This is a genomic window from uncultured Marinobacter sp. (assembly GCF_947488835.1).
GTDB lineage: Bacteria > Pseudomonadota > Gammaproteobacteria > Pseudomonadales > Oleiphilaceae > Marinobacter.
Window position 1 is genome coordinate 1,223,495 of record NZ_CANLBK010000001.1, and the last position, 12,646, is coordinate 1,236,140.

General features: G+C 54.2%; 10 protein-coding genes. 8 read left to right on the forward strand and 2 right to left on the reverse strand.

From position 1 onward, the window contains the following. Positions 1–54: 54 nt before the first annotated feature. On the forward strand, positions 55–1,410 hold the full coding sequence (locus Q0824_RS05655) for an MBL fold metallo-hydrolase (protein ID WP_298448266.1): 1,356 nt from the start codon (positions 55–57) through the stop codon (positions 1,408–1,410). On the opposite strand, the gene Q0824_RS05660 is transcribed toward Q0824_RS05655, so the two are convergent. Further along, positions 1,381–2,361: a LysR family transcriptional regulator gene (locus Q0824_RS05660; RefSeq protein WP_298448268.1), complete on the reverse strand. Its 981-nt coding sequence runs from the start codon at positions 2,359–2,361 to the stop codon at positions 1,381–1,383. The genes Q0824_RS05655 and Q0824_RS05660 overlap by 30 nt on opposite strands. Positions 2,362–2,494: 133 nt before the next feature. On the opposite strand from Q0824_RS05660, the gene Q0824_RS05665 reads away from it, so the two are divergent. The 3 genes from Q0824_RS05665 to Q0824_RS05675 are packed head-to-tail and all read left to right on the forward strand — an operon-like array spanning position 2,495 to position 6,417. Continuing rightward, positions 2,495–3,910, forward strand: coding sequence for an acetyl-CoA carboxylase biotin carboxylase subunit (locus tag Q0824_RS05665; RefSeq protein WP_298448270.1), 1,416 nt, complete (start codon positions 2,495–2,497; stop codon positions 3,908–3,910). Positions 3,911–3,927: 17 nt separating this feature from the next. Further along, positions 3,928–5,736, forward strand: a complete 1,809-nt coding sequence (gene oadA / locus Q0824_RS05670) for a sodium-extruding oxaloacetate decarboxylase subunit alpha (protein ID WP_298448272.1) — start codon at positions 3,928–3,930, stop codon at positions 5,734–5,736. Between the two features lie 18 nt (positions 5,737–5,754). Continuing rightward, positions 5,755–6,417, forward strand: coding sequence for a carbonic anhydrase (locus Q0824_RS05675; protein ID WP_298448275.1), 663 nt, complete (start codon positions 5,755–5,757; stop codon positions 6,415–6,417). Between the two features lie 59 nt (positions 6,418–6,476). Here the strand turns inward: Q0824_RS05675 and rimO are convergent, their stop codons facing one another. Then, a complete protein-coding gene (gene rimO, locus Q0824_RS05680; protein WP_298448279.1) occupies positions 6,477–7,820 on the reverse strand; it encodes a 30S ribosomal protein S12 methylthiotransferase RimO in 1,344 nt (447 codons plus the stop codon). 330 nt (positions 7,821–8,150) lie between these two features. Between rimO and Q0824_RS05685 the strand changes: the two genes are divergently transcribed. The 4 genes from Q0824_RS05685 (at position 8,151) to Q0824_RS05700 (ending at position 12,587) form a co-directional block, all read left to right on the forward strand. Beyond that, complete coding sequence (locus Q0824_RS05685) at positions 8,151–8,561, forward strand: PilZ domain-containing protein (RefSeq protein ID WP_298448281.1); 411 nt, start codon at positions 8,151–8,153, stop codon at positions 8,559–8,561. A gap of 186 nt (positions 8,562–8,747) precedes the next feature. Beyond that, positions 8,748–9,656, forward strand: coding sequence for a sulfate adenylyltransferase subunit CysD (cysD, locus tag Q0824_RS05690; protein WP_298448284.1), 909 nt, complete (start codon positions 8,748–8,750; stop codon positions 9,654–9,656). Between the two features lies 1 nt (position 9,657). Then, positions 9,658–11,316, forward strand: a complete 1,659-nt coding sequence (gene cysN / locus Q0824_RS05695; protein ID WP_298448287.1) for a sulfate adenylyltransferase subunit CysN — start codon at positions 9,658–9,660, stop codon at positions 11,314–11,316. A gap of 254 nt (positions 11,317–11,570) precedes the next feature. Further along, positions 11,571–12,587 (forward strand): nucleoid-associated protein, encoded by a 1,017-nt coding sequence (locus tag Q0824_RS05700; RefSeq protein WP_298448290.1) that lies wholly within the window; start codon positions 11,571–11,573, stop codon positions 12,585–12,587. The last annotated feature ends 59 nt before the right edge of the window (positions 12,588–12,646 follow it).

Sequence of the window (12,646 nt, forward strand, 5' to 3'; positions counted from 1 at the left end):
GTTGTGCTAAACATGATAGTTAGATCCTTAGCTCTTTTTCGAAAAGGAGGCATCATGTTTATTCAGACGTTCAAATCGGAAGGTTTATCACACCTTTCGTACCTGATTGGTAACGACGGGCAGGCTGCAGTTATCGATCCCCGTCGCGACTGTGAAGTCTATGCAGAAGAGGCTGCTGTAGCAGGCTGCCGCATTACCCATATCTTCGAAACGCACCGAAACGAGGATCTTGTCTCGGGAGCGTCCATACTCGCGAAACTGACCGGCGCTACCGTTTTTCATGGCCCAAACGCTGCCGGAGAAGTGCGCTATGCACAAACCTCCCGTGAGAACGACGAATTCCATTTCGGCAACCTGAAACTGCGAGTAGTTGAAACGCCGGGGCATACTGACGACAGCGTGTCTTACGTTCTTTACGATACCGACTTCGGTGATGACGCCGTGGCGGTGTTTACCGGGGATACCCTGTTTATTGGCGATGTGGGGCGCACAGATTTCTACCCGGAACGCGCTGAGGAAGTCGCCGGACTGCTCTACGACAGCTTGCAGAAGCTAATAAAACTTGGCGACCAAACACTCGTTTATCCGGCGCATGGCGCCGGCTCTGTTTGTGGCGACAATATGGCCGACCGTGAATTCTCGAGTATGGGCTACGAACGCCGCAACAATCCGATGATGAGAATTCAGTCGCGTCAGGAATTCATCAGGCAAAAGGTGCAGGAACATCATTACCAGCCACCCTACTTCCGTGAAATGGAGCGTCTGAACCTGAAGGGCAGCGCAGCGACGGGGACCCTGCTGACGCCAACAGCACTGTCGCCCGCTGCCTTCAAAGACCTCCCGCCTGAGACTGTCACCATCGATGTACGCGGAATCAGCAGCTTCCTCGGAGCTCACGTACCAGACAGCCTCGCACTTCCGACCCCAATGATTCCGGCCTTCGCAGGCTGGTTTCTGAGCCCCGATGACACCTTGGTTCTGGTCGCAGCCAGTGCTTCGGAAGCCGAACTTGCCGCAAGACACCTGGCACGGATCGGGTTTGACAAGGTGCTCGGCTACCTGGCCCCGGACATGCCCCAATGGGCGGCCATGGCAGAACCATTCAGAGCCGTTACAGTAATTGATCTGGATGATTTCAAAAAACGCAGAGATTCACCGCCTGAAAACTGGAGCCTGCTGGATGTGCGCGGCAAGGGCGAAGTGGACGAAACGCCAATTGACCAGGCCAGACACCATTACACCGGACATCTTGGGGAGGACGCCGGTGAGCTGGACCCGGAGAGACATTACACCATCCTGTGCGGTAGCGGCGCCCGGGCAACAATCGCTGCATCGGTATTGATGCGCAGAGGTTTCAAGTACGTTGATGTGTTTCTGGGGTCAGTCGGTGCGTTGATGGCCGACGCCTGAGTCTATTTCAGGGCGCCGCAAGAACATGTGCTCGAACTGACGAATGTTCTGCTGCACGTAGTCAAGAAATGCCCGCATGGCCGGCGTAGGATGCCGGGCCTGCGGGTAGACCACACACCAGCTGCGCCTCAGCGGGAAGCCTTTGATGTCCAGCACATGCAAACTACCCAGGGCGAGCTCGGACAAAACGCCCAGTTTCGGCAAAACAGCTACCCCAAGGCCTGCCATTACCGCGTGCTTTACGGCATCGTTGGAACCCAACTCTATACCTGGCCTTGCCCGCAAACCCTGATCCTGGCAATGCAACTTCAGCGCCAGACGGCTTCCCGAGCCACTTTCCCGCACCAACAGCCCACTATCCAGAAACGCTTGAGCTGTAACCTTTTTCTGCTGAAGCAAAGGATGACCCTTGGGCACCACCGGCACCAGTTCGTTATCCAGGAAGGGCAGCGATGTCAGGGGCCGCTCTGCCGGCACCATACCCATAATAATCAGGTCGTCGACATTGTCATTCAGCCGTTGCAGTGCCGTTGCCCGGTTTACCACAGCCACAGACACAGTGACTTGCGGGTTCAGCTGCAAAAACGCGCTCAGCATGTAAGGCACCACATATTGCGCGGTATTCACCGCCACCAGCCGGAGCTCTCCCGCCACCTGCCCTTCCAGGGACGCCAGGCTGTTTTGCACGCGCTCCAACTCACGGAACACTGACTGCACACAACCGGCCATTTCCTCACCGGCAGCCGTGCAATAGAGCTTGCGCCCAACGTACTCAAACATCGGCATGCCCAGTGCCTGCTCCAGATGACGTATCTGGCTGCTAACCGCAGGCTGGGTCAGGCCGAGCAGCTCCCCGGCCCTGCTGTAGCTTTTGAGATCATTCACCGCTTTAAAAACCTGAAGTTGCCGAAAGGTCAGACGGCTAGCAAGTTTCTGAATACTGAGGGGCATTGGAAACCCTACCTTCGCTTGTTCATAAGTTATTACTTATACAAGAACAAAATAATATCAATTTTTCGTTGAAGTTCTATCCCTTTACTATTTTTGTCACCTTCATTCGGGACGAAGCAATGAGGAACTTCCCATGCTGAAGAAAGTGTTGATCGCCAATCGTGGCGAGATTGCCGTGCGCATTGTGCGGGCTTGTGCAGAGATGGGGATACGTTCGGTGGCGATTTATACCGAACCGGATCGATACGGGCTGCATGTTAAGCGGGCTGATGAATCCTATTCTCTGGGCGAAGACCCACTGGCTGGCTATCTTGACCCGGCTCGCATCGTAAACCTGGCAGTTGAAACCGGCTGTGATGCTATTCACCCCGGCTATGGTTTTCTGTCGGAGAACGCCAACTTTGCCCGCCTGTGCGAGCAGAAAGGCGTGGCGTTTATTGGCCCGAAATCCAGCGTTATCCACGGCATGGGCGACAAAACCCAGGCCCGCGATAGCATGCGTGCCGCCGGCATACCCATTACTCCGGGTTCTGAAGGCAATCTGGATAGCCTTGATGAGGCTCTGGAACTGGCTAACGACATAGGTTACCCGGTGATGCTGAAAGCCACGTCGGGTGGCGGCGGTCGCGGCATTCGTCGGTGCGATACACCACAAGAGCTGACAACCCAATACCCACGCGTGATTTCCGAGGCCACGAAGGCCTTTGGTTCGGCAGAAGTGTTTATGGAAAAGTGCATCGTGAATCCGCGCCACATTGAGGTGCAGATACTGGCAGACAGCCAGGGCGATGCCATTCACCTGTTTGAGCGTGACTGCTCTATACAACGCCGCAATCAGAAGCTGATCGAGATTGCACCCAGCCCGCAGCTGACCCCGGAACAACGCCAATACATCGGTGATCTGGCGGTACGCGCTGCGAAAGCGGTGAACTATGAGAACGCCGGCACGGTGGAGTTTCTGCTCACGGGCAACGAAGTCTACTTCATGGAAATGAATACCCGGGTGCAGGTGGAGCACACCATTACCGAGGCCATTACCGGCGTAGATATTGTGCGGGAACAACTGCGCATCGCCTCTGGCCTGCCCCTGAGCTATCGCCAGGAGGATATTCAGTTTCGGGGCTATGCGCTGCAGTTTCGCATTAACGCTGAGGACCCGAAGAACGATTTTCTGCCCAGCTTTGGCCGCATCACCCACTACTATGCTCCCGGTGGCCCGGGCGTACGGGTGGATACAGCCATCTATACCGGCTACGAAATTCCACCCTACTACGATTCCATGTGCCTCAAGCTGGTTGTGTGGGCACTGACCTGGGATGAGGTAATTGCACGGGGCAAACGGGCTCTGGACGACATGCGTCTGCATGGCATCAAAACCACCGCCAATTATTATCAGCAGATTCTGGATCATCCAGACTTCCGCAATGGTCATTTTGACACCAGCTTCGTGCCCAGCCATCCGGAACTGCTGAACTATTCGAAGAAACGTGACCCCAGTGCAGTGGCACTGGCGATTGCCGCCACCATCGCAGCTCATGCTGGCTGGTAATCCACAGGAGACTGAACATGAGCAACGCAAAGAAGATTGAAGTTACCGATGTAATCCTTCGTGATGCGCACCAATCCCTCATCGCCACCCGCATGCGCACGGAAGACATGCTGCCGATCTGCGACAAGCTGGATAAAGTAGGCTATTGGTCCCTGGAAGTTTGGGGCGGCGCTACGTTTGATGCCTGCGTACGCTTCCTGAAAGAAGACCCATGGGAGCGCCTGCGCCAACTGCGCGAGGCCCTGCCAAACACCCGCTTGCAAATGCTGCTGCGCGGCCAGAACCTTTTGGGATACCGGCATTATGCCGATGATGTGGTTGAGGCTTTTGTACAGAAGGCGGCCGACAATGGCATTGATGTGTTCCGGGTATTCGATGCTCTAAACGACCTTCGCAATCTGGAAACTGCCATGAAAGCGGTAAAAAAGGCCGGCAAGCACGCTCAGGGTACGATTTGCTACACCACCAGCCCCGTGCATACGCCGGAGTTGTTCGTGGAACAGGCTGAACAGCTCAAAGCCATGGGCGCCGATTCCATTGCCATAAAAGACATGGCGGGGTTGCTGACACCCTACGCCACGTTTGAACTGGTTAAGGCAATCAAATCTGCTGTAGATCTGCCATTGGTGGTGCATAGCCACTCAACCGCCGGGCTTGCACCCATGTGTCAGCTGAAAGCGATCGAAGCCGGTGCCGACCGGATTGATACGGCCATTTCGGCCTTCGCCAGCGGCACCAGTCACCCGGCTACAGAATCCCAGGTAGCCGCGCTTAAGGGCACGGAGTACGACACCGGGCTGGATCTGGAGCAGCTCAGCGAAATCGCCGCCTACTTTCGCGAGGTCCGTAAAAAGTATCATCAATTCGAAAGCGAGTTCACCCGGGAAGACGTTTCAGTGCAGATCAACCAGGTGCCTGGCGGCATGATGTCAAACCTGGCCAATCAGCTGAAGGAACAGAATGCCCTCGACAAGATCAACGACGTATTCGACGAAATCCCACGGGTTCGACAGGACCTTGGCTACCCGCCACTGGTAACGCCCACGTCCCAGATTGTTGGTACTCAGGCGGTATATAACGTTTTGGCCGGGCAGCGCTACAAAACCATCACCAATGAAGTTAAGCGTTACCTGCAGGGCGGCTATGGCCACCCCCCTGCTGAGGTAAATGCCGACATCCGCAAAAAAGCCATTGGCAATGAGGCGGTCAATGATGGGCGCCCGGCCGATTTGATCGACCCTGAGCTGGCCAAATTGCGAGAAGACATTGGTAGTCTGGCAAGTTGCGAAGAAGATGTGCTCACATACGCCATGTTCCCCGATCTGGGCCGGGAGTTTTTGCAGCAACGCAAGGACGGCACGCTCAAACCGGAAGAGCTGCTACCTGTGGAGCAATCCGGGCAAAGCCGCTTGGGAGCCGGGGTTGCCACTGAATTCCGTATTGATGTGCACGGTGAAACCTACGAAGTGGCCGTAACCGGCGTGGGCACCACCGGGCCTGGCAAGCGCAAACTGTATCTATCGCTGGATGGCATGCCCGAGGAAGTGGTGTTCGAATCCATGAACGAATATGTGGCTGAGGCGGGCGGAAAAGGTCGCAAGCGCGCAACCGATCCCGGACACGTCAGTACAGCCATGCCCGGAAACGTGGTGGATGTGCTGGTGAAGGAAGGTGACTCAGTCACCGCCGGTCAAGCGGTTTTGATTACCGAAGCCATGAAGATGGAAACTGAAATTCACTCCAGTGTTGATGGCACCGTGCAGGCGGTTCACGTCACCAAGGGCGACCGGGTTACTCCGGGTGAAGTACTAATCGAAATTGCCTGATCGGCATAAGGAGGCAACATGGATCACATTGTTCGCGGCGTACTGAATTTTCACAAAAACGTTTACCCGGAGCACAAAGACCTGTTTGGCGCTCTGGCTACGAGCCAGAACCCGGATGTACTGTTTATTACCTGTTCGGATTCTCGCATCGACCCGAATATGCTCACGGGCTCTCACCCGGGCGACCTGTTCATTTGTCGTAATGCCGGTAATGTCATCCCACCCCACAGCAATGAAACCGGAAGCATGACGGCTTCTATTGAATACGCCGTTGCGGTTCTGGGTGTACGCCACATTATTGTCTGTGGCCACACGGATTGCGGCGCTATTACCGGTGCTCTGGACATACCAGCACTGAAAGGACTGCCACACGTAAAGGAGTGGCTGGGGCACTGCCGATCAGCCATAGAAATTGTCCGTGAACGGCACGACATTCCGACCGACGCTTGCCTGGACAGCAAGTACCTCAATGAGGCCATAGAGGAAAACGTGCAGCAGCAGGTACAGCATCTGCGCACGCACCCAGTGGTCGCTGCGAAACTGGCCACAGGAAAGATTCAGGTGCACGGCTGGGTATATGACATCAAGTCAGGAGACATCCGCTGCTGCGGTCGAGACAGCCTGGAGTTCAAGAGCTTCGATCAGTATTACGCGGATCACATCGCCAAAATCAACGGATAGCCGTTAGCCACAATCAAAAAGGCCTCGAATAGTTCGAGGCCTTTTTGGTTTCATTCAACTCACGCCAGAACGGCCCATAGATCATGCTCATCGGCATGCTCAACAAGCACCTTAACGATCTGCCCAGGCTTCAGGTCGGTAACATCGTTCAGATACACCATGCCATCAATCTCTGGCGCATCCGCCTTGGAGCGACCAATAGCGCCCTCCTCGTCCACTTCATCGATCAGCACATCAATCGTGGTGCCGATCTTCGCCTGCAAGCGGGCCGCTGAAATTTCCGCCTGCTTGGTCATAAAACGGGCCAGACGCTCTTCTTTCACGTCTTCAGGTACCGCGCCTTCAATCTCATTGGCCTTGGCACCCTCAACTGCACTGTAGGTAAAGGCACCCACGCGATCCAACTGCGCTTCATCCAGCCAATCCAGAAGATACTGGAAGTCTTCTTCGGTTTCACCGGGAAAGCCCACAATGAAGGTGGAGCGAATAGTCAGCTCAGGACAGATCTCCCGCCACTTGCGAATACGGTCGAGAGTTTTACTGTCGTGGGCCGGGCGCTTCATGGCCTTTAGCACTTTCGGGCTAGCGTGCTGAAATGGAATATCCAGGTACGGCAGGATTTTACCTTCGGCCATCAACGGAATGATGTCGTCTACATGTGGATACGGGTAAACATAATGCAAGCGCACCCACACACCCATTTCACCCAAAGCCTCACACAGAGACTGCATTTTGGTTTTCAGTGGGCGCCCTTGCCAGAAGCCGGTGCGGTACTTGGTATCTACACCATAGGCCGAGGTATCTTGGGAGATCACAAGCAATTCCTTGACGCCTGAGTCGACCAACCGTTGAGCTTCATCCATGACATCGCCAATGGGTCGGCTCACCAGGTCGCCCCGCATGGAGGGAATAATGCAGAAGGTACAGCGATGATTACAGCCTTCGGATATCTTCAGGTACGCGTAATGCCGGGGCGTAAGCTTTATGCCCTGAGGCGGAACCAGATCGGTAAACGGATCATGGGCGCGGGTCGGTGGAACAAACTGATGCACGGCCCCCACCACTTCCTCATAAGCGTGCGGACCAGAAACCGCCAGCACACCCGGGTGGGTTTCACGGATCTTTTCCGCTTCCACGCCCATACACCCAGTGACGATCACCTTGCCATTTTCTTTGATCGCCTCACCGATGGCATCCAGAGATTCCTGTTTGGCTGCATCAATAAAACCGCAGGTGTTCACCACAACAATGTCTGCATCGTTGTATGTGGGCACCACGTCGTAGCCATCCAACCGAAGCTGAGTGAGGATGCGCTCGGAATCCACCAGAGCTTTGGGGCAACCCAAACTGATGAAGCCCACCTTGCCGTTGCCGGCAACTGTATTTTCGGTTTTTTCTGTCATAAAACGTTTCAGGATTCCTGACGCTCGGCGGGGGCGCGCAATTGGCCACCGGGAGCATGCGAATGAGTAGAGTCACGAATTTTACACCAGTAAGGGGCCCTTCTGCAGCAAAAGCCGAGCTGTCTGAAATAGTGAAACAATTCTGACCTTTATCAAATATGTGAACCCTTGTTCACAAAAACACATAAAATCTGCCACAATGTACGACAGTCAAGTTGCTGATCAGAAAATAAACAACTACACTTTTCGTAGGCTACACGTTGTTCTGAATCATTATTTGACTCCTGACACGCCTAACAATGCCAATACGACTGGCCAATAAGAGTGCACATGAAAGCAGTCACAGTTAAACCAAACCTGCGCAACCAACAACGTGTGGATGTTGTAAGTGACATCGTTATCGAAAAGCCCGACGGCTGTCAGATCAACTGCAAAATCTCCAACATGTCCCGCACAGGCGTTATGATTTACTGTAATCAGGAAGCCGCAGGACAGCTCATACCACGTCTAAGAGCCCCCACCCCAGGAAACTGGATTGACGTTAAAGCCCGCTTTTCTGTCCCTGTTGTTGCAACGCAGCCCGTCTCAATTTTAGCCAAAGGACACATTGTTCACTTACGCAGGATGGCCCGGGACGAATTTCAGTTGGGCATTAAGTTTGCTGATTTCGAAGGAAACGGGTTTGACTATATCGACCGGTATGTACGGAAACTTCTGGCCGACACACTTAAACCTGCCTGAGCCCTACAAGGTTGCCGACGTATCCTCGATCTAGCCCACACGGCTGGCCATCGGCGGGTTCATTGAAGTGCTATATTCCTATAACTTAAAACTCTAAGCGCGACCCTTCTTATAGCCATATCGCCTCTGATATAGTTGCTGCTCTAATTTGCAAGCCTTCAAGGCCCGCTGCGGCAACGGATACTCATGACCACATACAACCTTACGCATCTGAAACAACTGGAAGCGGAAAGCATTCACATCATTCGCGAAGTGGCAGCCGAGTTTGATAACCCGGTGATGCTCTACTCTATCGGCAAAGACTCTGCGGTAATGCTACACCTTGCCCGCAAAGCCTTTTACCCGGGTAAAATGCCCTTCCCCCTGATGCACGTAGATACCACCTGGAAGTTTCGGGACATGATCGATTTCCGGGAGCGCAAGGTAAAGGAGTATGGGCTAGACCTGATTGTTCACACGAATCAGGACGGCGTAGACCAAGGTATCGGGCCGTTTACCCATGGCAGTGCAAAACATACCGATGTGATGAAAACCCAAGCCCTCAAGCAGGCGCTAGACAAGCACGGTTTCGATGCGGCTTTCGGAGGCGCCCGCCGGGATGAAGAAAAATCCCGGGCCAAGGAACGGGTTTACTCATTCCGTGACGAATACCACCGGTGGGATCCAAAAAATCAACGACCGGAACTTTGGAATACTTATAACGGCAAGGTGAACAAGGGTGAAAGTATTCGCGTGTTTCCGCTATCCAACTGGACTGAGCTGGATATCTGGCAGTACATCTATCTGGAAAACATTGAAATTGTCCCCCTCTACTACTCAGCCGTGCGCCCGGTTGTAGAGCGCGACGGTTCCCTGATCATGGTGGACGACGATCGCATGCCTCTGAAAGAGGGCGAAAAGCCGATGATGAAATCCATCCGCTTCCGCACCCTTGGGTGCTACCCGCTGACGGGCGCCATTGAATCCGAGGCAGATACGTTGCCGGAAATCATTCAGGAAATGCTGCTGGCCACCAGCTCGGAACGACAGGGCCGCGTAATCGATCACGATTCGGCTGGCTCCATGGAACAGAAAAAGCGCGAAGGGTACTTCTGATATGTCACATCAATCTGATCTTATTGCCGACGATATTCAGGCTTACCTGAAGCAACACGAGAACAAGGAACTGCTGCGCTTACTCACTTGCGGCAGTGTGGACGATGGTAAAAGCACCCTGATCGGCCGCCTGCTGCACGACACCAAAATGATCTACGAAGATCACATGGCCAGCCTGAAAACCGACAGCGCCAAAATGGGCACCACCGGCGAAAAGCTGGATCTTGCCCTGCTGGTGGATGGTTTGCAGGCCGAGCGCGAGCAAGGCATAACCATTGATGTTGCCTATCGCTATTTCTCTACCGATAAGCGCAAATTCATCATTGCAGACACGCCGGGGCATGAGCAGTACACCCGTAACATGGCTACCGGGGCCTCTACGGCGCAAGTCGCCATTCTGATGATCGACGCCCGCCGCGGTGTGCTGACCCAGACCCGCAGGCACTCCTATATAGCCTCCTTACTTGGCATCCGCCACATCGTTGTGGCCGTGAATAAAATGGATCTGATGGATTTCAGCGAAGACCGCTTCAACGAAATCAGAGAGGAATACCTGGCGTTTGCCGCGAAACTCGGGCTGAAAGACATCCGTTTTGTGCCTATCTCGGCACTGGAAGGCGACAACGTCGTCAACCGCAGCGAGAACACACCCTGGTTTAACGGCCAAGCACTGATGGATATTCTGGAAACGGTAGAAGTAAACCGCGACAAGAATCTGGAGCACTTCCGGTTCCCCGTGCAATACGTTACCCGCCCCAACCTCAACTTCCGTGGCTTCTGTGGCACCATCGCTTCTGGCGTGATTCGCCCGGGTGACAAAGTGATGGCCCTGCCCTCGCGGCGTACCAGTACCGTCAAGGAAGTTGTGACCTTCGATGGCAATCTCGAAGAGGCCTACATTGACCAAGCGGTCACGTTGACGCTGGAAGATGAGATAGATATCAGCCGCGGCGACATGTTGGTGAAGCCGGAAGACGAGCCGGAAGTTGGCAACCGTTTTAAGGCCAACATTGTGTGGATGGCCGATGCGCCTTTGTACACCGGGCGCTTGTACGACATCAAACTGGGCCCCACGTTCACGTCAGGCACGGTTCGGAAAATTCATTATCAGACCGATGTGAACACTCTGGAACAGCAAGCCAATCCGAGTTCGTTGCAGGTTAACGAAATCGGCCTGTGCGACCTCACCCTGAGCCAGCCAATTGCGTTTGATTCATACCAGCGCAACCATGCGACAGGTAGCTTTATCGTGATCGACAGGCTCACCAACGTTACCGTTGGTGCCGGCATGATTGACGGCTTGGCGGATACTGCGGGCATTTTGGAGCCTGTCAGCCCAGAAGAGCGCGAACGCCGGCTGGCACAGAAACCGATGATTATTGGCTGCGCTGGCAAACAAGCTCAAGCGCTTGCCCTTGCCGTTGAGCGCGCCCTGTTTGATCAAGGTAAAACCACCGTCATCCTAAGCGAAGATAACGCCGGTAATGCAGATGATCGCCGACGCACTGCACAACTAATAACAGCTTATGGACTAATCGCGGTTGTTGTAAATCTTGGCACTGATGTAGCTAATGTTTCTATCGAGGCCGATAGTGCTGAGGAGGTTTCCAGTGTTGCTACCTCTCTTGTACAAGAGTTGACACTAAACAAGCGGATCTAAGCCTAAACAGGCAGTTATCTCGCCTATTGCGGTGATAGAAGCCAGGGAGTGGGGGTGTCTTTTCTGCCGGAAAAAGATGTCTGAGCGAAGCGAGTTGTTTTTCCAGAAGAAAAGACACCCCCGCTCCTTGGCCAACTCCCAACCAGGCACTCCTCGTATTAATCGTGAATGTAATTGCTGTCCGTGGCAGAATCTCAGGCCCTGAAGTTTCCTTCAGGGCTTTTTTGTTTATTCATCTTAGGGTTTCTCTGTTTATGGCCATCAAGCACCTGCGCACAGCGTTTTCCAGTCAGTACCAGCCTGGGCAGCCTGCCCGTCTTCAGAGTGGTGAGGCGCTGCAGGAACCGGGTGGCGATTATGAAGGGCTGCACAAGCAGATGAAGCGGCTGTTTAACAGCAAGCCGGGTAAGAAGTACGGACGGTTTTCGGAAGATATTGGCGAGAGCCCGTTCAGCAGTTGGCTGAAGGATTATCTGGAGGACAAGCAGAGCTTTACGTCTTTTACTGATCGCTTGTTCAGCCAGTGGCAAGAGTTGCTTACCAACTGCCAGGAGGAATTTGTGGGGCAACTTGTGGTTGTTCACGAGGCCCTGGCAGATTCCGATGTGGTTTATGTGATGATTCTGGAGAGCGACGGCGCTTTGCGCTTCGATGGCAATCAGGCCCTGGATACAACGGATGTGCTGAGCACGTCCCGCCTGAACCTTGCCATGCGGGTTGAGTTGGACGACTGGCTGGGGGATAACGCTGCAGAGAACTATCTCACGCTGGTGCATGCCCGTGGCACTGGCGAGCCGGGAGAGCTGTTCATCAGGCTTTGTGGCTTCACTAATCAGATAGATGTTGAGAAGGAAACTCTGACGTTTCTGGATGCGGTTGAGGCATTTGCGAAGTCTTCGGAGCCGGAGAAGGCTGGAGAGGTGCGCACGCGGGCATACGAGTTCTGTAAGGAGCAGCATGCCTTGGGCGAACCGGTTGCGATTGAGGCGTTGTCTGGCTACCTCGATGAGGATGAGCCGGGGCGTTTCAAGGAGTTTGCCAGTACGTCTGCGGATATGCCCGAGAGCGGCGTGCTGCATCCGGACCATCGGAAGGTGAAGAAGCTGGTGCGGATTGCTGGTTCTGGTGGTGGTATGAGTGTTTCTTTTTCTTCGGATTTGGTGAATCAGGCGGTTTACTATGATCGCGACAAGGATGCGCTGACGATTACTCGCCTTCCTAAAGCATTGCGGGAGCAGTTGGAGCGGTATTTGGAGCATCGCGAAGACTAGGATTGGCTTCGCTTGCCTGCCAGTTTGGGGGCTGGCTCCGCGGCGTGGTAAGGCTTTTC

Bases quoted from the DNA above. Each gene is read 5' to 3' on its own strand.
- rimO (WP_298448279.1), bottom strand. From the start codon at position 7,820: ATGACAGAAAAAACCGAAAATACAGTTGCCGGCAACGGCAAGGTGGGC.
- cysD (WP_298448284.1), top strand. From the start codon at position 8,748: ATGACCACATACAACCTTACGCATCTGAAACAACTGGAAGCGGAAAGC.
- Q0824_RS05660 (WP_298448268.1), bottom strand. From the start codon at position 2,361: ATGCCCCTCAGTATTCAGAAACTTGCTAGCCGTCTGACCTTTCGGCAA.
- Q0824_RS05675 (WP_298448275.1), top strand. From the start codon at position 5,755: ATGGATCACATTGTTCGCGGCGTACTGAATTTTCACAAAAACGTTTAC.
- oadA (WP_298448272.1), top strand. From the start codon at position 3,928: ATGAGCAACGCAAAGAAGATTGAAGTTACCGATGTAATCCTTCGTGAT.
- Q0824_RS05700 (WP_298448290.1), top strand. From the start codon at position 11,571: ATGGCCATCAAGCACCTGCGCACAGCGTTTTCCAGTCAGTACCAGCCT.
- Q0824_RS05685 (WP_298448281.1), top strand. From the start codon at position 8,151: ATGAAAGCAGTCACAGTTAAACCAAACCTGCGCAACCAACAACGTGTG.
- cysN (WP_298448287.1), top strand. From the start codon at position 9,658: ATGTCACATCAATCTGATCTTATTGCCGACGATATTCAGGCTTACCTG.
- Q0824_RS05655 (WP_298448266.1), top strand. From the start codon at position 55: ATGTTTATTCAGACGTTCAAATCGGAAGGTTTATCACACCTTTCGTAC.
- Q0824_RS05665 (WP_298448270.1), top strand. From the start codon at position 2,495: ATGCTGAAGAAAGTGTTGATCGCCAATCGTGGCGAGATTGCCGTGCGC.